This window comes from Paraburkholderia phymatum (assembly GCF_040965635.1).
GTDB lineage: Bacteria > Pseudomonadota > Gammaproteobacteria > Burkholderiales > Burkholderiaceae > Paraburkholderia > Paraburkholderia phymatum_B.
Window position 1 is genome coordinate 167,519 of sequence record NZ_JBFRCH010000012.1, and the last position, 20,964, is coordinate 188,482.

Sequence of the window (20,964 nt, forward strand, 5' to 3'; positions counted from 1 at the left end):
CGATGATCACTTCGTCGAGAACACCGAAATACCGCCATTCGGGAATGCCGCGGCGCCAGGCTGATAAGGCACATAGACCTGGCCGAGGTTGCTATCCACTGCAACCGAATGCACGCCTGTTCCCGTTGCGACCGTGAAGAGCAACTTGCGCGTCGCGCCGTCGATAACGCCCATTTGCGGACTGAAGCCCGATGACGCAGCCGTGCCGCTCGTCACATAGTGACGCGCCGGAAGGAAATAGCGATTCGACGCAGGATCGTATGTCACCTGATCGACCCCGCCAAATGGGATCGATGCGAGTTGAGCGCCCGTATTGCGATCGAGTATCAGCGTGATCAACGGATTTCCCGCAGACGGATCGCAACCGACCAGCACGTCGCTGTTCGGGCCGAGTGCAATGCCCGAAGGGCCGCACTTGCCGAGCGGGAAGGCCTTGCTGACTATCGGCGCGCCCGATGTAACTGAACTCGCGGTAATGACGTCGAGTTCGCCGTCGGGATTGGCCGATGTTCCATCGTTATTGATCAGGAAGTTCTTCGAGGTCGAATCGTACGTGCAAGCTTCGAGTCCCGAAGAACCGTTGAAGACCATTTTCGACACGACGGCTTGCGTCGTCGTCGAGATGAAGGTCACGTACGGCGGCGACTCGCCGGGACTCGCGAACATGACAAGATGGTCGTCGGGATCGTAGCAGCCTTCGTCGACGCGCGAACCCGAAGTGCTGATGGCGATCGTCTTGACCGTTTTCATCGCGGACGTATCGACGATTTTCACGGAATCCACGTCGCCGACATACAGCGTATTCGCTCCCGTGATGCCGACGATACCGTCCGGCCCCGACGCGTCGGTTGTTGCGCCTACGCCGGTGAAGCCGCCTTGAATCTGCGCGATCAACGCGTTCGATTTGGTATCGACGACATCGACGGATTTGTTGTTGCGGTCGGCCAGATAGTATTTGCCTGCTTCCACATAGCCGATGTCGAAGCTGAACGCCGGGCTCGATGCATTGGGTACGGCGATGTTGGTCAGCAGCTTGGGCGGGGTGGGTGTCGCTGCCGTCGGCGTCGGGTTGGAGTTGTTGTCTCCCCCGCCGCATCCGGCGATCACGGCCGTCGCCACGAGTAGAAAGGCCAATAGCGGTTTTTTCATCAGTGGGCTCCTTTGAGTAGCAGAAAACGCAGGTCAACGCCTGAGTGCTTCAGAAAATCTGCCGGAGCGCCTCGATGGTTCATTGCACACGCGGGCTCACGTCATCCATGTCTTTGAAGCGGCTGAATCGCCGTACCTCGATCTGGACGTAAGGATGCGGAACGCGCGTCGATAATGCATCGAAAATAAATTGATGGTATCCATATAAAAGTGCGAATGAATGTATGGATGTCGAAACATATAAAAGCAGCAAAACGAATAGCTTCAGTAAGCTTCTAATGGCAAATGCAAAATTTGAAAATGACTTTGAGAAGCAATGCGCGAATGGAGCCATTGGCGTGCTGCTGCAATGCCGCATTCATTTTATTGAAGCGCGGACAGCCCATTAACGATCCGCGATCGATTCGTTAGCGCCGAATTGATGCGATAGCACATGGAACCGTCGGCACCCCGGATGATCGGGTCGGCCACATCAGCCAGCCGCGCCGCGCCGTAAGCCGTCGTTGTCGAACCGAAAGCGCCGCTGACGGCAGCCGAGGAGTCGAACCGCGAGGGAAGCATCCGACGTCAGGGAAAACGCCTGGCGTCGCATTTATTCATCGAATGGATTAGAGTACGTTAATCAGAAAGAACTGCCTCGTTTAATGAAATGAATGAATGGATCACGTAGCAGTTGCAATGCAATTGGCCCGGAGTCTTAATGTATGGAAGACGGAGTTCCTTAAGCTTAATCTAAGCTTGAGAGAATATAATTAAATATTAAAGGCTTCGGGATATTCCCTCGTAGATTCCGGAGCCTTCTTGCCGGCTACCAGGGCCGGCTTTTTTGCCGATGTTCTTCTGCGTGAGCGACACATCGAGTGCCGACAGCGCCAACATAAAGCGCGCCTCTCTCACTGCTCATTTCCCGCTTCCCCAAATCCGTTTCCGCCGGACATTCAGCCCATTGCGCATCCGTGAATCGGGTTGGCGCCGCGGGTTCTTGCGCGCAATGTGAGCGATGCGTTTTCTTTGGTACGCTTTGCCATCGTGGATGCCTGAGTTTTTCAGGGCAAACGGGAACACAAGCCTCCGCAGGCAACGCCACCCATACAGGAGATCCCTCGATGTCCGCTTTTGATTCGAAAGTACCGCGCGTTCTTCTGACCAATGACGACGGCGTCGATGCCCCGGGTCTCGCCGTACTCGAAGCCGTCGCCGCCGAACTCGCCGATGAAGTGTGGGTCGTCGCGCCTGAGCACGATCAGAGCGGCACTTCGCACTCGATCAGCCTCCATTCGCCGCTGCGCGTGAGCCGCCAGGGTGAACGCCGCTTCGGCGTCGTCGGCACGCCCGGCGATTGCGTCGTGATGGCCGTGCGTCATCTGATGCGCGAAGCGCCGCCGACGCTCGTGCTGTCCGGCATCAATCGCGGCGGCAATCTTGGCGTCGAGACAATGTTCTCCGGCACTGTTGGCGCGGCAATGACGGGACTGCTGCTCGGGCTGCCGTCGATCGCACTGAGCCAGACGTTCACGGACCGCGAGCGTGTGCGATGGGACGCGGCTCGTGCGCTCGCGCCCGGCGCGATTCGCCAGTTGCTCGCGATCGAGCACGACGCGCCCGTGTGCCTGAACGTCAATTTTCCCGATGTCGATGCGTCGGCGGCAGGGCCGCTGACGCCGACGCGACAAGGCGTGGGGCTGGTCCAGGATATCGAAGTGCTGCCGCAGCTCGATCCGCGCGGCCTCGAATATCACTGGCTGCGTTTCCAGCGCGGCCCGCGCGACAACGCTCCCGATAGCGAAACGGCTGTGGTTGCATCGGGACGCGTATCGGTAACGCCGCTCTATTTCGATCGCACCGACGAGAACACCTATGCGAAGCTGGCGGCGTCATTGAGTACATGAGTTGAACAGGCAACGCATGATTTCAACAACTCCATGCGCACCCGTTCAAATCAATTTCATCCAGGCGCGAACAATTTTGCAGTGCCACTCGTAGTCTCGCGACCACTCGCCGGCCGCGCGCATGGGGAAACTACGAAGGCGGTTGCGTTCGCATGCCTGCGCTGAAGCATTGCGCTGCGCAACCGCTTTGGATCATCAACTGCGCCGATGCTTCGAGAGCGTGACGGTCTCGAAGAGTTCATACGTCTGCGTCGGCGACTTGTCGGCGCCCGGCGCGTGGTAGTAGTTCATCGTGATCGTCGTCTTGCCGCCGTGCTGGCCCGGATCGTAGTCGAACACGGCGATGCCGTAGCCCGTGCCCGTATCGCGCTGCGCGGACCAGATCGCATCTTCGAGCGCATCGGCGCCCGCGCGCGTGAAGGCGCCCGCGGTCGTGCCCGGTATCGGCCGGTTGGGCTTCGTGAACACCTTCGCTTGCGGATTGCCGTTACCGGTATCGACGCCATACACATCGAGCGGCGCACTCGTGCCGCCGCCGCCAAGAATCATGTGGATCGTGCCGTGGCTCGTGTCGAACGTGTTGCCGCTGCCCGCATGCGGATGGACAGCCGGCTTCGGTTGCAGCGTGTCGACTTTCTCGCCCGTCTTCGCGTCGATGCCCGCGTGGTGATTGCAGCCGCGCACGGGGTAGCTGCGCTCGTAGTCGTGGTCGTGGCCGCATAGCACGAGGTCGACGCCATAGCGGTCGAATAGCGGCAGCCACGCTTCGCGGATGCCTTTGTCCGAGCCGTTGCCCGTGCTCGACGAGCTCAACGCGTCCTGGTGCATCTGCACGATGATCCAGTCGATGCCGTCATCGTCGGCGGCGTGGCGCAGTGTCTTTTCGAGCCAGCGCGTTTGCTCGCCGTTGCTGTAGCCGCGAATATAGAACGACGTGCCCGGCTGGATGGCGGGGTTGCCCGTGCTCGCGGCGGGCACGAGCGGGCTGGGTCCGGCGACGAAAGCGGCGCCGTCCTGATAGATGACATCGTCCGCATCGAGCGAGACGAACAGCACGGAGCTCACGCGGAAGCTGTACCAGCGGCCCGGAAAGCGCGTGCCGTTGACCGGCAGCGTGTAGCGCGTCAGATACGAATCGAAGCCTTGCGCGCCGTTGTGGAATTCGACTTCGTGATTGCCGGGGCACGGCATCCACGGACGATTCGCCGCCGACGTCTGCGCGTTGTTGCCGAAGTCGCGCCACACTTCCGGCTGCTGCGTCGGGTTCAGGTTCGCGTAGCACAGGTCGCCATTCAGCAGATGAAAGAGCGGCTGAAAGCGCTCGACAGCCTGCACGGCGAAGCGGCTTTGCGGCGACGACAGGACCCAGCCCGTGTTGGGCGTCGCGAGATCGCCGTAGCTCGTGAAGCGGAACGGCGCGCGGCCGCGCGGCGCCGTCGTGAAAGTCGCGGAAAAGGGCGTGCCGGAGTTGCTGTCGTTATCCGCCGTTACTTCGTATTGGTATGTCGTCGCGGCATGGAGACCACGCAGACGCGCGTGATACGTGAACACCACTTCGCCGTTCAGGCCGTCGGTGTACGTGCGTTGAACGGCGTGCACCGTCTCCTTCTTTTCGCCCGATGCGCCGAAGCGCACGCGCGGATTCGCAGCGGCCGCCGTCGACCCCCACGAGACCACGACTTCACTCGTGGGGTCGTCGCCCCAGGTTAGATGGATCTGTTCAGGCGTGCCGTCGGGCGTCGACGGCGCGGCTTTGGCCTGGCCTGCGATCGTGCCCGCTGCCGTCGCGAATCCGGATGCGCCCGCGAGCTTCAGAAAGCCGCGCCGCGAAAACGTGGCTGACGGGTTGGCGGCCTGCTCGGCCGGCGATGCATCATCGGGGGTGTTCTTGTTCGACATGTCGTTTGTTCTCGCGGTGGAAGGCAGACGACGCAGAAAACGCGGTGGGGCGAGCGCGTCGGCGCAGGTAGGGAACGGGGAATGCAGTGTGATTCCGGGCAACACGATATTCCGAACTGTGTTACCTCGCTGTGACAACGTTTGCGTGACGCATGCCGTCGTTTATCAGCGGAATCCACGCGCGAATGCGCAGCCGCGATGATGTGATAGACGATCAGGCGCGCGTTGTTTTCATGCTGTCATGCTGCGCGATCGGATCGGCGAAGTGTTGTATCGACGCACGCCCGTTACAGTTCGCCCCGTCTGCACGGTGCAGAGCGAGTGGAATTCACGTTTGCTTACATACGTACACAGATTCCCGATTGCGGTTTGCATATAGTCGCTCCCGAGATCAAAAGCCAGGAGTGAACGATGAAAGCAACACTCGCATGGACGATGTTCGGGCGCTTGCGTCAAAGCGCACTTGCCGGGTGCATTTGATCATGGCCACTTCATACGTACATCTGCACGACGGGGACGTGGTCGTTAGCGTGGAGGAGCAACCGTCGTCGAAGGGCACGTGCGTGACCGTGCATCTGAACGGCAAGTCGATGTCCGCCGAGTTCAGCGAACTGACGGGGCAATTATGTCTGCGCGAAAACGGCGCGATGGTGCAGGAGTGGTTTCCGCCGCATTCATGGTTCGCGATTGCGTCGGTGGCGGGCGCCAGTAGATGGGGCACGCAGCCTAACGCGGAAGATCTGCATGCGCTTATTCGCAATGAGATGGTGGGGAGAGGCGTTGGCTAATCAGGCGCCCTGATTCGAGGGTGCATGCGTGGGGCGGTTGAACGCCACTCCAGCACGCCACGAGGTATCCACTGCGTCCGAGGAACGGCGCAATCAGTCTGCACAGGTCAGGTGTGCTCTGCCCGGCAAGTGAGGCCGAAATCAGAATTGCGCCGTCACCTGTACACCGACCGTCGCGCGCGCGGTGGGGAAGCCGGCTGGTTTGTAGATCGGCGTGCCCGCGAACAGATCATAGGAGAGCCCCACGTACTTCGCCGGCATGCTGCCGCGAATGCCGATTACGGCGCCCGCGAGTTGGGTGCCCGCCAGAAATGCCGTGTTCGGGCCGGACACGCGTCCATAGTCGATTCCCGTGTAGAAAGCCTGTCCTGTCTGTCCAATCGGCCATTGCAGTTCGTTGCGCCAGTAAAAGCCTTTCTCTGCGGCGAGCATCGTTTCGCCGTCGAAGCCGCGCACCGTGTATCGGCTGCCGATGGTCAGGTCGTCGATGAAGAACAGCGTGTCGTTCGTGTACTGGCCGTGAACGGTTGTCACGTAGCGGAAGTTTTGCGTCGCGATAGAAAATGGCACTGGCAGGTTCGCGTCGAGCACGATCATTTTGTACAGGTACGTCGGAAGCGTGCGAGGCTCGACGTCGTCCGTGGGTGCATACAGGCTCGGGTCAGGGTCGCCCGTTGCGCCGAGGTCGCGAATGCCCTGTCGGTACGCAAGCGTGCCGTCGAACTGCGATGCGCCGAAGTAGTGCCGGTCAGTCAGGCCCGCTTCGATGAACGTGTTGTTGCGGTCCTGGATCGGGATCGACGTGCCGTCAAGGAAGCTCTCGCCGAAGCGCTTAGACAGTTGCAACTCGATACCGAATACGTCGTTCTGGCCGCGCGAGAGCACGCGCGCGAGACGCAGCGCAGCCGTCTGCGCATTGCCACTCGACACAAACGTCTGGTTCACGCCCGCGATATTCTGGTAGTACGTGTTCGTGTTGCCCGACAGTGTCGCCGTCCAGTAGCCCCACGGCACGGAATACGAACCGTTGAAGCCGTGCGAGCCGAGCGTCTTGTTGCCGAATGACAGGTCCTTGTTCGCGCCGAGCTTCAGCACGTCGTTCAGTCCGAGCGGGTTATCAAGGCCGATGCTCACGTTGCCTTGCCATTTGCCCGTCGCTTTCGCTCCGCTGTTGTCGATCGACGCGACAAAGCTCCAGGGCTTGGAGCGCTTCACTGAAATGACGACATCACTCTCTCCTGGCGATTCCGTTGGCTCGATCTTCATGTCCACGTCCTGCGACGCGACGCGCTTCATCTGCTCCAGCCCCTGTTCAAGATCGCGCAGGTTCAGCAGGTCGCCGTCGCGCGCGGGAAACGCGGATTTCCACGTGCCGCGCGTGTCTGGATCGGCAAAGCGGATATGCCGAACGACGCCGGGAACGAGCGCCACGTTCAGCGTCCCCGTCGACACGTCCTGTTCAGGCAGCAGGACACGCGTCGTCACATAGCCGCGCGAGAGAATGGCCTGTTGCAGACCCTTCGTGAGCGTGTCGAGTCCGGCCTTGCCGGTGCATTGGCCCTTGTAGTGGTCGAGCCATTCGCGCGCGAACGAGAACGGGTCGAGCGGCAATGCGGACGCGCCCCGTTTGCGGATCATATCGGGCAGTGTCGCCGGTACGTCGAGCGCGAAGGTGTCGATGCGAAAGCACGTCGATTCAGTGGGCAGTACGGGAAAGCCTTCGGCATTCGGTGCCGTGGAGCGCACGGCTGAAGCGTTGACCGTCTGCGCGCGCTGCTGTGCGTCGCGCTGCTGCTGTAGCTGCTGGTTCCGTTCCGCGTTCGCGCGTGCGGCTGCGGCTTCATCAGCCGGGGTCGGCGCGCGCTGAGCGGACGCGAGTGTTACCAGGACTGTGAGCGGCAGAGCCGCCAGCCTCGTTCTTATCTTCATTGTTGAATTGTTCCCGGATTCTGCGTGTAGTGCGACGATCTGCCTGTGGCCGCTGCGGCAATTCCCGTATTTCTATCTACCAGCCATGTATTGACGGAGCGGTAATGACAAAGGTGTCATGTTGGTCCAGTTCAGAAACGACAAAATCAGCCGCAGCTAGATTATTCAACCGTGCGTCTTCAACGCTTGTAGGTGGGTCGATTCCGTCCCAGATGCAATCAACACGGGCCTCGAATCCTGGGTTGTGCCATATCCCCCCTTCAATACGCGCGATGACTAGACCGCGATCTGCTGCAATCATGCAGACCTCGATTGCAGCTTCGGCAGACAGTTTCATTACCACGCTGCCCCGTAGTTCGAAGAAGTCGCTGGATGCCGTATATCTGGTTTGCTTGTCGATATTCATTTCAGTTCACTTCCACTTGATCCGGCTATCAGGAATCCAACTTGGATCATTCTTGCCGCTGACCTGCACAACTTCGCCAGTCCTGTCGTTGACGACTATGTACCCGTTTTTTCCTCCATAGACAGACGCAGTGTCGTTTCTAGGCTGACCATCAGGCGTCTTGGCAGCAGAACGATTGTCAGTTGTGGTTCCAACCGGACCACCGCTAAGCGCCGTTTGTATGTCATTGTTTGACCATAGGCAATGGCCGCGCCGCCTGTACCGCCCAGGCCTGAATGCGTGGCCTCGTGGAATGTGCTGCTCTGGCTCGTATCCTGCGTCGTGTTGACAGTCAGATTGTTGCCCGCCGCGAGAGCGACATCATTCGTCGCCGCGACCGTCGACCCGCTAATGGTCAAGTCATGACCCGCCGCGCCCGTGACGGTATCGCCCGATACCGTCGAGCCGTTCGCGACGACCTGATGCGACTGCGCCGCATCGGTTGTCGTATCTTTCGACATGAAGCCCGAATGCTCGTCATGCGACCAGCGTTGCGCATCGTGCGTCTCGCTGACGCTGCCAATCGTCACATCGCCTGTCGAGACAAGCCTGACGCCGCCGCCGTTCGCATCCGTCGCAACGGTCGATCCGAGCACGGCCAGATTGCCGCTACCGTTCTGACCGGCTGCAAGCTTGATGTCGCCGCCCGCGCTGACATTGGAACCCTGTACCGCTTCGTCGTAGCTCGAACTCGTGTACTGGCTCGTGCTGTCGGCGAGCGACTTCTCGCTATGCGTGTGCGTGTCTTTCGCCGCTGTCACGGTCAGGTTGCCGCCCGAGATCATCGCTGTATCGCCGCCCGAGCGGACCGTCGCATCCGTGAGCGTCGTATCGCGTCCCGATACGGTCGTCACACTGCCGCCCGCAACGATGGCGCTCCCCAGGTTCTGCTTGACAGCGTCGTGATAGCCGAACTGGTTGTCGTGGCTGGTCAGGTCGTTGGTGGCCGTTAGCGTCGTCGTGCCGGCATTGATATCGCGGCCCGCAGCAATGGCCGTATCGCCGCCCGCCTGGACCAGCGCGCCGTTCAGCGTCACATCACGGCCCGCGATGACGGTCGCGTTGTTCGTCGCCGAAATCGTGCCGATGGCATCGACGCCCGTGCTTGTCACGCTGCCCGTCAGCTTGCCCGCGCTGTACGTTTTCGATGCTACGGTTGTCTGCGTTTCGTTGATGACTTCGCGACTGGCCTGCGCGATGACATCGCCGCCGCCGATGCGACCGCTCGTGTTGCGCACGTCCTGAACGGCTGCGACGGCCGTCGTGCCCGCGCTGCCGATGATGCCGCTGTTCGTGATGTTGTTGCCGATCACGGTCGTCGCGAGATGGCTCGACACGTGGCCGCTGTTGTTCACGTCGCCGCGCGCGTTCAGATTGACCGCGTTGCCCGCGACCAGCGCGCCGCTGTGCGTGAGGTCGACCGTGCCCGACTGCGCGAGATACACCTGTGGCACGAGGACCGTCTGATGCGAGCCGTCCGGCAGCGTCACGTCCTGGGAGACAAGCCACACCATATCGGTTGTCAGTTGCGACATCTGCGCGGGCGTCAGCGCAATGCCTGGCTCAAGCCCGAACGCCTTCGCATACGCGACGCCGCTGTTCAACAGCGCCGTATATTCGTCGAGGTTGTCGGTGTAGCCCGCGAGGAACGTGCGGCCCGTCAGTTGCGTGACCTGGTTGCGGATCAGCGTTTCCTCATACAGCCCGTCGCCGAGACGCTTCTCGACTTCCATCGGATTGAGGCCGAGCTGTCCGAGCATGTAGTCGCTCGAAATGAAATTCGCGTACTGCGTGAAACGCGGATCGGTCGCAATCAGGTACGTCGCACCGGGCGCCGTGTTGTAGCTGTACAGGCCGCTCACTGGCAGTTTCAGATTTGGTATGCCGCCCGTCGCGCCGCTGACCGTCTGCGGGCGTGACGACTGGCCGCTGACGGTGCCCGTCTGCGTGCCGTCCGCGCTGCCGCCCGTGACACCGGACCCGGCGACCGTCTCACCCTGGCGGTTCACCGAGTTGATGGTGATCGTCTGCGCGTCGGTCTGGACGTTCTGGTTCGACGTGGCGATGGCGGGAAGCGCATCGACGGTGGCCGTCGACTGCGTGATGCCATCCGATATCGGCGCGGTGGTGTAACTGTTGCCGCCCGTTTTCTGGTGCCAGTAGAAGATCGAACTCGTATCCTGTTCGACCATCTGCTGGAGCACCGTGCCCGTATCGTTGACGCTGCCGCCATTGGCGCGCCGTACCAGGTCACCGCCCGCCGCCATCGTCGATGACTGGTTGTTGATGCTGCCGTTGTCCGCGTTGATGCGGATTGCGCCTTGCGCCTGGATCGTCGCCGCGTTGCCCGCGCTCACGAGCTGGTCGGTCGTGGTCGTCGTGCTGGACGTGCGCGAGATTTCGGCGTAGTCGTGCGTGCCGTCATTGTTCAGGCCGTTGCGCGTCTGGACCTGGTCCGGCCTGATGTTTTTGTTCGGGTCGAAATCCGGCCAGAAAACAATTGAATACGTGCCGTCGCCGTTGTCGGTGAGGCTGTTGTACCACTGCTTCGGATCGTTCGTGATGGTGCGCGTCTGCGTGTTGGGTGTGCACTGTGTCGGGTCGACGGCGCATGTCACGGCAAAGCCCAACGGGTTCGGGATGTACTGATCCTGAATCGGCTGCGCAAGCGAGAAGGTCTGCGCCGTCGTATCCAGGTTCGTGACCTGGTCCTTCGGGATGGTCACGGTAATCGGGTGCAACAGGTGGCCCACGACGCCATAGCCCAGGCCACCGCCATCGCTCCATCGCCATTCGGGATGAAGCTGGCTGTAGTAGACCCCCATGCTGTCGATCGGCAGACCCGCCGTCCAGACGGTCAGCGTGGTCGAGCCCGCATCCTGCGGCGTGCCCGCCTGCGTCTGCACGCCCGTCCGAAGATTGTTGACCGTGTTCGCGGCGATGTCGATATCGCCGTCCGCCTCGATGGTTGCCGCGCTGTTCGTGAGCGTGCCCGTCTGGTTTGCGAGCATGCCCGAACTGTCGCGCGTGCCGTCCTTGCCGATTTCCAGATTGCCCGCGCTGTAGATCAGCGCGCCGTCCGCGTTCGTGACGGAGTTCTGTGCGTAGATGCGCACGCTGTTCGCGCCCGCGATTACCGCTGCGGCGCCCGTGTTCTGCACGTCGGTCGCGTTCACGGTTACATCGTTGCCGATGACCGCACCGGTATTGTTGAATGCGCTACTGTTCGTTGTGACAGCATCGCCTTCGATACGTCCGTCGTTCTGCAAGGTGCCCGCCGCGTTGACGGTCGTGTTCGACGAATTGATGTCACCGCTCGCCGTGTTGACGACGTTCGCGGCCGTCGCCGTGAGCGCGCCGTTGGCGGCGAGCGTCCCCGTATTGGTGAGCGTGCCTGTGGCGCTCACGTTCATGTCGCCGTCCGCGTGCAGGTTGTTCCACGCGTCGTTCGTGTAGTCGCCGTTGACGGCCAGCGACAGGTTGCGCCCCGCGATCATGTCGCCCGAGCCAGTGACCGCGCCGCTTACGGTGACATCGCGGTTCGCGCGGATCGAGCCACCCGGGTTCAGCAGCGTCCCCACATTGACCGACACATCCTGTCCGCCGAGGATCGCGCCGTTGTTGTTGTTCACGACCGCATTCGGCTGGTTCAGGTTCAGCGCCGTGCGGCCGTAGAGCGTGCCGTTGACGTTGGTGACGCGCAAGGTGTTCAGGTTGGCCGCGCCGCCCGCGACGACCACACCGCCCACGTTCTCCAGATCGCTGCCCGAGAGCGTCACGTCGCCGTCGCCGCCGAGCGTGCCGCCGTTGTTGAAGACGGACGACAGCGACGATACGGTTGTCGCGCCATCGCCCGCGTTGGTCAGCTTGCCTTCCGAGTTGTCGAGGCTCGCCGCCGATACGTTGAGCGCGCCGTGTGCGCCGTTGGCGCTCATCGTGCCCATGACGTTCGACACCGTGTGACCTGAAACGGCCAGGTCGCCCGCCGTCTGCATCGATCCGTTTGTGCTGTCGATGTCGCCCCGGGTGGTGACGGTCAGGCCGTTGCCGCCGTACATCGTGCCGCTGCGGTTCACGATGCCCGAGGCCGTATTGATCTGTGCGGTCTGCTGCGCCGACATCGTGCCGCTGGTGTTGTCAAGACTCGCAGCCGTTGCGTTCAGTACGCCATTCGTGACGATCTGGCCTTGCACGTTCGACGTCGCGCCTGTGCTGCTAACGTTAAGCGTGCCTGTGCCCGCGTGCTGGACCGTGCCGTTGTCGTTGGTGATGCCATTCGCGGATACCGTCAGGTTCTGCGCGTTCGAGGCAACCGTGCCGACCGTGTTGTCGAGCGCGCCGCCTGCTCTCACGGTCTGGTCGGTCGTGCCGTACTGCGTGATGTTGCCGCCGCGATTGATGAGGTCGCCTGGCGTTGCGACACTGACCGTATCGCCCTCGATGTCGCCGGTTGTATTGTCAATCGACGAGCCCGAGACGGCTGTCGCGGAACCGGTAATCACGCCGCCCACATTATTCAGCGCGCCGCCTGACGAAGCGTAGAGCCCGCCGCCCGCCGTCATGCTGCCCGCGTGGTTGTCGATGGCTTGCGCGTGAACGGTGGCATCGCCCGCTGCGGACATTTGCCCCTGGTTCGCAAGCGTGCCGGCATTCACGTTCAGTGCGCCATTCGTCCCGATCGTGCCGCCCACGCCATTAACGAGCGTCCCCGTTGTCGTGACGTTCATCCCGTCGCCGTTGAGCGACACGATGCGGCCCGCTGTGTCGTCGAGTGAGCCCGCGTTGATGGTCGCGCCGCCCGCCGACTGGATGACACCCTGAGCATTGCCGAGCGCGCCCGCCGTGTTCAGCCCGAGCGTTGAGCCTGACAGCATCTGACCGGCCGCATTCGAGACATTCGCCGCCGATACCTGCATCGTTGCGCCGCTCGACAGCTTGCCTGCGTCGTTTGTCAGCGTGCCCGCTGCGCTCGCGCTGAGCGAGCCGCCTGCCGTCGTCGTCGCGCCGGTCAGGTTCAGGTCGCCGCCGCTTGCCGTCAGTGCAAGCGCGCCGTTCGCCGACGTGTGGCTGCCCGCAAGACTGACCGACATGCCCTGTATCGTCGTGTTGCCGCCGCCTTCGTTGCGGCCGGTGGCCGTCACGGTGCCGCTCGCGGAAACGGACAGGTCGCCCGCATTCGCAATCGTGCCATCGCTGTTCACGCCCGCGCCGAGCTTGCCCGTCGAAGCGACGATGCCCGCGCTGACGGTCGTATTCTGTCGTGCGGCGAGCGTGCCGCTGTTGGTGAACGCACCCGACGTGTTCGCGCTGACGTTCTGCTGCCCGTAAGTGGTACGGCTGTTGTCGATGCCTTCGCGCGCATTCGCGGCGATGTTACCGCTTGCGTTCGTCTGTCCCGCGAGCACGAGCTTGCCCTGTGTCGTCAGGATCAGGTCGCCCGCCTGTGCCGCGAGCACGCCCCTGTTCGAGACCCCGACACCGTTCTCCGTGCCCACCAGCCAGATACGGTTTGCGTACATCCCGCCCAGGTTGCTCACGTCGATTGACACGCCGGGCGCGGGGCCATTGCTCGCGATCGGCGTCGCGTTGAGCGTGTCGTGGTCGATGCCGTTCGCGCCCGTGATGACGTTCAGGTTCTTCGCGTAGATCGCGGCATTGGCCTGAACGGCACGCGCCAATAAATCAACCTGATCGACATTCGAAGCATTGAACCCCACGCCCTGGACCGTGATGTTGCCCTGGGTCACGTTGAATCCCGACACCGAACCGTCCGGCGCGAAGTTCGGCGTGCCCGTCGTCAGGACCGCGCGCGAAGTGTTGATGAAACCCGCGCCGTCCAACAGTAGTCTATTCGGATTCGCGACGATGACTTCGGCGCTGCGGCCTGCAACTTCGAGATAGCCGCGCAGTTGAGACGGCGAATTGCTGTTGACCTGGTTGACGATCACGCGCGCCGAGTCGTTCGGCCCGAAGTTCGGGTTGCCGTTCACGTAGCCCGCAAGTTGCGTGTTCGTGATCGTCGGCGAGTTGTTCAGTATCGCGCCCCGGTTCGATACGTCGAACTGGTTGTAGGTGTTCATCGACACGCCCGAGCCAGACGGACGGTTGATGTTGACCTGTGGCAGCCCATTCGCCGTTGAAATGACGGAAGGTGCATGCGTGCCGCCCGGCACGATCTGCGCGAACGCAAGCAGCGGCGCGATGGCCACCATCAGTGCGACGAGACAGCGAAGCGGTGGGCGTGTTTCCTTTATTGACGTACGGCCCGCGCGCGTCTCGCCCGATTTACCCGTAGCGGTTGCGGTTTCCTCGACGGCCACGAGCATCCCGCGAATCCGGCTGAACACCAGCCGGTAAGATTTCTTGTTCATTATTATTCGCTTTACTAATTAAATAAGCGGTAAACCTAGCCGAATGCCCGCATCGTTTATGTCAAGGTGTGTCAATGCTCGCGAGGGCGCAACACTTCGCAATAAATCAAACTTCTCTGATTGCGGTCTGCAAAAAAACCGCGCGAGGCTGTGCACAAGCACGTCTGACATGCATAGTTGATGCAGGGGGAAGGGATATCCCCGGATGAGAATGTGTATTCCACCGCGGAGGACTGAGATTCGCTATAAGGGAAGTTCGAACTTTCGCCGACGTGAGCAAACCGACCTTTGGGGGCGGGCTTCAAGTACCAGGTTCTCGACAGACCCGATAACGCATATGTGACTCCGGGAGCTTTACAGCGCCACGCGGTGGTCGGGGCTCGGGAGGATCGGACCTGCTTTCAATTACGGCAATCACAGATGAGTCCCTGTCCGAAGTTGCAGGTGCCGGTCGTGATCGCTACATCGTCAATACCAAACCAGGTAAATGTCGGGGCTTGGCTGAGCCCGGCCGCTCCGATCTAGCCCGCGCCCAACCACAGCATCACCTGCTGCCAGCGCTCACCCGTCATTGCATCGAACCAGTCGTCGTGGTTCGCATCCGTCAACAGCATCAGATGCGCGCCCGGATGCGCGCTCGCGAGCGCGCGAGCGTGCGCGACAGGGATCAGCGTGTCCTCCTGTGCCCCGATCACGATGACGGGGCTCGCATAATGCGCGAGCGCGGCAATCGAGTCGAACGGATCGTGCAGCATCCAGCGCACGGGAAAGATCCATAGCCTCTGTGCGGCGACCTTTGCAAGCGTGTCCCACGGCGTGATGAGCACGACGCCCGCGACCGTCGCTTCATTGCCTCGAATGACTTGCGCGGCCATCCCTGTGCCCAGCGATTCGCCCACCAGGTAGACACGCCCGTTCCACTGCGCGCGGACTGCCGCCAGCGCGTCTCGCGATGCGTTCAACGCGGCCTTCATCGTGCGCGAGCCCTCGCGCTTGCCGTGCCCCGGATACTCGACCAGCACCACGCGATAGCCTGCGCGCAAGAAGACTTCGGCGAGCGGCAGCTTGTTCTCCGCCGATTCCGCATTGCCGTGATAGACGATGAACGTGCCGCGCGGCTTGCCGGCAACAGGTGTCGCGACATAGCCCGCATATTGGCCGTTCGCTTGCCACGGCTCGACATCGTTGCCCGCGTGATGCCCCGTCGGCGGCTGGGCGTCGTACAGCGTGGCAGGCAGCAGCATTCTGTCCTGCATGAAGTAAAGCGCGATCAGCGCGATCACATACGCGGCCAGCGCGAGTCGAATGCAGAAAGCGAGCAGAGGCATGCGATGACTCGCGCGTCGAACGTCGCGAACGGATGCGGCGAACGCATCCACGCATCGACCATTACACGTCGAAGTACAAATAGAACTCCCACGGATGCGGCCGCAACCGGATGCTGTCGACCTCTCTCGCGCGCTTGTACGCGAGCCACGTGTCGATTACATCGTCGGTGAAGACATCGCCTTTGCGCAGGAACGCGTGATCCATTTCGAGTGCAGCTAGCGATGCATCGAGCGATCCCGGCACCTGCCGGACCTTGCGCGCCTCTTCGGGCGGCAGATCGTAGATGTTTCGATCGAGCGGTTCGCCCGGGTCCATCTTGTTCTCGATGCCGTCGAGTCCCGCCATCATCATTGCGGCAAACGCGAGATACGCATTCGCCGACGGATCGGGGCAGCGGAACTCGACGCGCCGCGCATTCGGTGAGTCCGAGTACATCGGAATACGCGCCGCGGCCGAGCGGTTGCGTTGCGACATCGCGAGATTCACAGGCGCTTCGTAGCCCGGCACGAGCCGCTTGTACGAGTTCGTGGTCGGCGCGCAGAAAGCCATCAGCGCGGGTGCATGCTGGAGCAGGCCGCCGATGTACCAGCGGCACAGCTCGGATGTGAGCGCCCAGCCGTGCGCGTCGTAGAAGAGATTTTCGTTGTCGCGCCACAGGCTCTGATGGCAATGCATGCCGCTCGCGTTGTCGGCGAAAAGCGGCTTGGGCATGAAGGTCGCCACCTTGCCGTAGCGCCGCGCGATGTTCTTGCAGATGTACTTGTAGATCATCACGTTGTCGGCCATGCGCGTGAGCGTCGCAAAGCGCATGTCGATTTCGTTCTGTCCCGCCGTCGCGACTTCGTGATGATGCACCTCGACCTGCACGCCCACCTGTTGCAGCGTCAGCGCGATGTCGCTGCGGATGTCCTGCAGCGTGTCGTGAGGCGGCGTCGGGAAGTAGCCCTCCTTGTAGCGCTGCTTGTAGCCGAGATTGCCGCCGCCGTATGCGCCCTCGTCGCGGCCCGTGGTCCAGTCGCCTTCCGCCGATTCGACGTAGTAGTACCCGCTATGCTGATCCTGGCCGAAGCGGATCGAATCGAATATAAAGAACTCGAGTTCAGGGCCGAAGTAGCAGGTCGTCGCGATGCCCGTTTGCCGCAGATAATTCTCGGCCTTCTTCGCGATGAAACGCGGATCGCGTGAATAGGGCTGTCTGAGCACGGGGTCCACGACGTCGCAGATCACCGAAAGCGTGGGCGTGTCGCACATGGGATCGACGAAGGCTGTCGACGGATCGGGCCGCAACAGCATGTCCGACTCGTGAATTTCCTGGAAGCCTCGAATCGAAGAGCCGTCGAAGCCGATGCCGGCTTCGAACAGACCGTCGTGTACTTCGGGAAGAGTGATCGAGAAGTGCTGCCACAGTCCCGGCAGATCGGTGAACTTCAGGTCGACGATCTGAACCTCGTGCTGCCTGATCAGATCGATCACAGCGTCGGCGCTGTCGGGCCGCGTGACCCGATAGCTGCCTGCCTCGACCGACACGCCAACGGACGATCCTGACTTGTCTTTCTTGCTGGCCATGGGATGCTCCTTGTGCGGCGCCTGGCCGGTGATGCCGGCCCTCTGCTCGAGGGCCGAAGGCGACTATGCGTGCGCCTGACGGTCCTGCTCGAGCGCCTTCAGGCGCGCGTCGCCGGCGTCTTTCGCGGCGGCGCGCGTCGCGTATTTCTCGTCGGAGACGAGTGCGCGCTTCACCTCGCGAGTAGCGAAGTCGACGAGTGCGATGACCCAGACGTAGTCGCCTGCCTGTTCCGCCGTTTGTACGAAGGCGTGCATGTCGCCTTTTTCGTCCGCTTTCATCGTGACCTCCACAAAAGGTTCGAATGCAATAGATGGCGCAATCGGAGATGGCGCAATCGGACGAGTGGGGTCCGCCACGCGCCTTAGTCGATTCTAGGCGATGAATCGGCGCTGTACGAATGCACGTAATCGCGTACGAAAAAGCGCGTCACAAGCCCCCGGAGCCGAGCTTTACGGCAAAATCGGCAAGCGTTACCCGTGGCGTCCCGGTCCGGTAATCTGGCTGATGTATGCTGCTGGTTTTTCAGGCAGATTGACAGCGAGAGGGGACACATGCGGCGAGTGGTATTCAATCAGAAGGGCGGTGTCGGTAAATCGACCATCGTGTGCAACCTGGCGGCCATCAGCGCCAGCGAAGGTTTGCGTACGCTCGTCATCGATCTGGATGCGCAGGGCAATTCGAGCCAGTATCTGCTCGGCGCGCGCGCGAACGAGGTGAGCCCGACAGTTGCCGGCTTCTTCGAAACCGCATTGACGTTCAGCTTTAAGCCGGTGGACGTGACGTCGTTCATTCATCCGACGCCGTTCGAGAATCTCGACATCATGCCCGCGCATCCCGATCTCGACACGCTGCACGGCAAGCTCGAATCGCGCTACAAGATCTACAAGCTGCGCGACGCGTTAAACGAGTTGGATATGTACGACGCGATCTACATCGATACGCCGCCCGCGTTGAATTTCTACACGCGCTCGGCGTTGATCGCCGTCGAGCGCTGCCTGATTCCATTCGACTGCGACGACTTTTCGCGCCGTGCGCTTTATACGCTGCTCGACAACGTGAAGGAAATCCAGCAGGACCACAACGATGCACTGCACGTCGAAGGGATCGTGATCAACCAGTTTCAGCCGCGCGCGAGCCTGCCGCAGCAGCTCGTCGATGAACTCGTGAGCGAAGGGCTGCCCGTGCTGGGTTCGAGGTTGTCTTCGTCGGTGAAGATCCGCGAATCGCATCAGCACGCGACGCCCGTGATCCATCTCGATCCGCGGCATAAGCTGGCGCAGGAATATCTCGCGTTGCATCGCGAGCTGGCGGGCTGAACGGTTGCCTTCGCGCTGTCAACGAGCGCATGCGCGCGGCGGTCGGCAGGCCGCGCGCATGCGTTCATGTCGATCCGGGATACGGTTCGATGATCGCGTGATCCAAACCGAAGGCTTTCAGCTGTTTTAATGCACGCTCTGAAACGACGAGGCGCGAATCATCGGCGATGCCTAAATCGTCCTTGCCGGCCACACCCGGCACACATAGCCAGAGAAATTCCGGCAATGCCTTGTCGGGATAAATTTCCTGAAACGAGTCGCTAACCGTTATTTCGACGGTGCGACACGCCATTCCACTCGCTCCCATTGCCTGCAATGCATCAGCGGCCTCGCGGGTGATGATCAGTGCCGGAAAGCTTTCCAATAGCGCGTCGCCGAGCCAATTGATAATTCGGTAGTGCAATTGCGTGACGTTCGGCGGATACACGCTTGAATCGAGCACGGTATGTTTTCCGAGGCCGCCAGCCACTTCGGGTTCGACAAAGTAAAACGCCATATGACATTCGAGATCGACTGATCGCTAGTTCAATTTTCCGTTTATAGCATAACGGCGCTCAGAATTATTCTCTCGATGCTAAAAGCCGCTGAAAGCGGTTAATGCGTTTCAATTCAATTTACGCATCGGGCATAAGGACCAATCGCCCGTTATACGTTCTGAGCCAATGTCCGCGCGTCGCCGTCATTCGATGTGGGCGGAGAAGCCCGATGGTTCCGGTGCAATGCCGGCTCGCAGTGTGAGTGCCGGAATGTCGTATGCTCCGGCGTCTTGAGGCCGAAATGGAATGGGCGCCGTGGTCCACAGATTATCCAGCCGGCTTGCGAAGGCTTCGCGGGTTTTTGCGTACCTTGCTTCGTCCATCCGGCTTGTCCGATCGATCACAAATGGCGGCGGCACGTCGAAGCCCGGGAAGTACAGAATCCCCATGGTGAATGGGGAAGAGAATATCGTCGTCGATCGGGCCGTTGATGCGTGGATCACCCGCCGGTGGTTCGATCGACGTTCGGCACATTTGCCGATGTGTACCGCGCATTTCCTCTCGCACGCCCGAGCCCTGCGCGTACAGTGAACGCGATCCGTTGGATCGACCGATGCAGTGAGCAAGAAAGGGTTCGCGTCCTAAAGGCCGAACGTGTCTGCTGGCGGCATCCCGCTTTAGGCCGCGGTCACCTGCAGCCCGCGCTGCACGGTCGGCCGCGCGAGACCGCGGTCGAACCAGCGCTGGACATGCGTGAAGCGGTCGAAGCCGACGATCTCGCGCGCCTCATAGAAGCCGATCAGATTGCGCACCCAGCCGAGCAGCGAGATGTCGGCGATGCTGTAGCCGTCGTCCATTACCCAGTCGCGGGTCGCCAGCCGCGAGTCGAGCACACTGAGCAGCCGCGCCGATTCATTCACGTATCGGTCGCGCGGCCGCTTGTCCTCATAGTCCTTGCCGGCGAATTTGTTGAAGAAGCCGACTTGGCCGAACATCGGCCCGACACCGCCCATCTGCCACATCAGCCACTGGATCGTTTCGTAGCGCGTGTTGGGATCGGTCGAGAGGAGCTGCCCGGTCTTGTCGGCGAGATAGATCAGGATCGCTCCCGATTCGAACAACGCCAGCGGCCGGCCGCTCGGCCCGTCGGGATCGTAGATCGCCGGAATCTTGCCATTGGGATTGAGCGCGACGAAAGCCGGATCGTCGTTCTCGTTCGCCAGGATGTCGATGCGGTGCGCCTCATAGGCGAGGCCCGTCTCCTCCAGCATGATGCCGACCTTTACTCCGTTAGGCGTCGGCAGGGAAAAGAGCTGGAGCCGATCGGGGTACTGCGCCGGCCAGCGCGTGAAAATTCGATGATTGAGTGCCACTTTCTTCCTCCTCGGTGATTTCATCCGTGGTTCTAAAATCAACCCTATGTCGGCCCTCCGACGATGAGCCACCGTTCGGCTCGTTGGAGACCTCCGAGGGTTTAACTACGTGTGTTTGTCCGGGCGTTTCCCTTCGTCGGGTGCGATCGGTACGTTGCTGTCGCTAGCGGAGAGCGATGCGCCCCAAAACCGCGGCGTTGACAGACGAGCCGCTCGCAGTGTCGTCTCCGGGCGCCTGTCTGCGCGTGACCAATCCCGGTGACGGCGAGCAGATGCCCGGACACGTTTCCATCGATGCGAGCGGACCGGGTTCAGATCGAGCCAGCCGGCGTAACGGCGGGAAAGTCCTTCTCGGGATCGAACACGTTATTGAAGAAGTTCGTCAGGGAGTACATGGCCACCAGCGCGACGATCTCCATGACGTTCGCATCCG

14 protein-coding genes and 3 pseudogenes are annotated in these 20,964 nt (G+C 61.4%); 4 read left to right on the forward strand and 13 right to left on the reverse strand.

The genetic code is table 11. The annotated features are described in order from the left end of the window. Positions 1-6: 6 nt before the first annotated feature. The gene (locus tag AB4Y32_RS21610) at positions 7-1,149 is read right to left on the reverse strand and encodes a YncE family protein (RefSeq protein ID WP_368723294.1); all 1,143 of its coding nucleotides are present in this window, start codon (positions 1,147-1,149) and stop codon (positions 7-9) included. A gap of 224 nt (positions 1,150-1,373) precedes the next feature. Between AB4Y32_RS21610 and AB4Y32_RS21615 the strand changes: the two genes are divergently transcribed. Then, positions 1,374-1,538 (forward strand): hypothetical protein, encoded by a 165-nt coding sequence (locus AB4Y32_RS21615; RefSeq protein ID WP_368723295.1) that lies wholly within the window; start codon positions 1,374-1,376, stop codon positions 1,536-1,538. A 717-nt stretch (positions 1,539-2,255) separates the two neighbouring features. Beyond that, complete coding sequence (gene surE, locus AB4Y32_RS21620; protein ID WP_368723296.1) at positions 2,256-3,038, forward strand: 5'/3'-nucleotidase SurE; 783 nt, start codon at positions 2,256-2,258, stop codon at positions 3,036-3,038. A gap of 195 nt (positions 3,039-3,233) precedes the next feature. On the opposite strand, the gene AB4Y32_RS21625 is transcribed toward surE, so the two are convergent. Next, positions 3,234-4,937 carry a purple acid phosphatase family protein gene (locus AB4Y32_RS21625; RefSeq protein ID WP_368723297.1) on the reverse strand — a complete coding sequence of 568 codons (1,704 nt, stop codon included), beginning with the start codon at positions 4,935-4,937 and terminating at the stop codon, positions 3,234-3,236. 482 nt (positions 4,938-5,419) lie between these two features. Here AB4Y32_RS21625 and AB4Y32_RS21630 point away from each other — a divergent pair, with 482 nt between their 5' ends. After that, positions 5,420-5,725 carry a hypothetical protein gene (locus AB4Y32_RS21630; RefSeq protein WP_368723298.1) on the forward strand — a complete coding sequence of 102 codons (306 nt, stop codon included), beginning with the start codon at positions 5,420-5,422 and terminating at the stop codon, positions 5,723-5,725. A gap of 141 nt (positions 5,726-5,866) precedes the next feature. On the opposite strand, the gene AB4Y32_RS21635 is transcribed toward AB4Y32_RS21630, so the two are convergent. The 7 genes and pseudogenes from AB4Y32_RS21635 to AB4Y32_RS21665 all read right to left on the reverse strand — a co-directional run bounded on the left by AB4Y32_RS21635 (position 5,867) and on the right by AB4Y32_RS21665 (position 17,644). Then, positions 5,867-7,654, reverse strand: a complete 1,788-nt coding sequence (locus AB4Y32_RS21635; protein WP_368723299.1) for a ShlB/FhaC/HecB family hemolysin secretion/activation protein — start codon at positions 7,652-7,654, stop codon at positions 5,867-5,869. Between the two features lie 76 nt (positions 7,655-7,730). Further along, positions 7,731-8,060, reverse strand: a complete 330-nt coding sequence (locus AB4Y32_RS21640) for a colicin immunity protein (RefSeq protein ID WP_368723300.1) — start codon at positions 8,058-8,060, stop codon at positions 7,731-7,733. Positions 8,061-8,066: 6 nt separating this feature from the next. Beyond that, entirely contained in the window at positions 8,067-8,354 is a 288-nt protein-coding gene (locus AB4Y32_RS21645) for a colicin E5-related ribonuclease (RefSeq protein ID WP_368723312.1), read from the reverse strand. Between the two features lie 14 nt (positions 8,355-8,368). Continuing rightward, a pseudogene (locus tag AB4Y32_RS21650) lies at positions 8,369-14,470 on the reverse strand (two-partner secretion domain-containing protein); the annotation flags it as partial. Positions 14,471-14,991: 521 nt separating this feature from the next. Further along, positions 14,992-15,798, reverse strand: coding sequence for an alpha/beta hydrolase (locus AB4Y32_RS21655; RefSeq protein WP_368723301.1), 807 nt, complete (start codon positions 15,796-15,798; stop codon positions 14,992-14,994). A gap of 61 nt (positions 15,799-15,859) precedes the next feature. Further along, positions 15,860-17,365 (reverse strand): type I glutamate--ammonia ligase, encoded by a 1,506-nt coding sequence (glnA, locus tag AB4Y32_RS21660; RefSeq protein WP_368723302.1) that lies wholly within the window; start codon positions 17,363-17,365, stop codon positions 15,860-15,862. A gap of 63 nt (positions 17,366-17,428) precedes the next feature. Beyond that, positions 17,429-17,644, reverse strand: a complete 216-nt coding sequence (locus AB4Y32_RS21665; RefSeq protein ID WP_368723303.1) for a hypothetical protein — start codon at positions 17,642-17,644, stop codon at positions 17,429-17,431. Positions 17,645-17,917: 273 nt separating this feature from the next. Here AB4Y32_RS21665 and AB4Y32_RS21670 point away from each other — a divergent pair, with 273 nt between their 5' ends. After that, the gene (locus AB4Y32_RS21670; protein WP_087740262.1) at positions 17,918-18,682 is read left to right on the forward strand and encodes a ParA family protein; all 765 of its coding nucleotides are present in this window, start codon (positions 17,918-17,920) and stop codon (positions 18,680-18,682) included. Positions 18,683-18,746: 64 nt separating this feature from the next. Here the strand turns inward: AB4Y32_RS21670 and AB4Y32_RS21675 are convergent, their stop codons facing one another. The 4 genes and pseudogenes from AB4Y32_RS21675 to AB4Y32_RS21690 all read right to left on the reverse strand — a co-directional run. Then, positions 18,747-19,178: a hypothetical protein gene (locus tag AB4Y32_RS21675; RefSeq protein ID WP_368723304.1), complete on the reverse strand. Its 432-nt coding sequence runs from the start codon at positions 19,176-19,178 to the stop codon at positions 18,747-18,749. 183 nt (positions 19,179-19,361) lie between these two features. After that, positions 19,362-19,650 (reverse strand): annotated as a pseudogene (locus AB4Y32_RS21680) (NAD(P)H-dependent oxidoreductase); the annotation flags it as partial. Between the two features lie 185 nt (positions 19,651-19,835). Beyond that, positions 19,836-20,531 carry a glutathione S-transferase N-terminal domain-containing protein gene (locus tag AB4Y32_RS21685; RefSeq protein ID WP_368723313.1) on the reverse strand — a complete coding sequence of 232 codons (696 nt, stop codon included), beginning with the start codon at positions 20,529-20,531 and terminating at the stop codon, positions 19,836-19,838. Between the two features lie 311 nt (positions 20,532-20,842). Continuing rightward, positions 20,843-20,964 (reverse strand): annotated as a pseudogene (locus tag AB4Y32_RS21690) (carboxymuconolactone decarboxylase family protein); the annotation flags it as partial.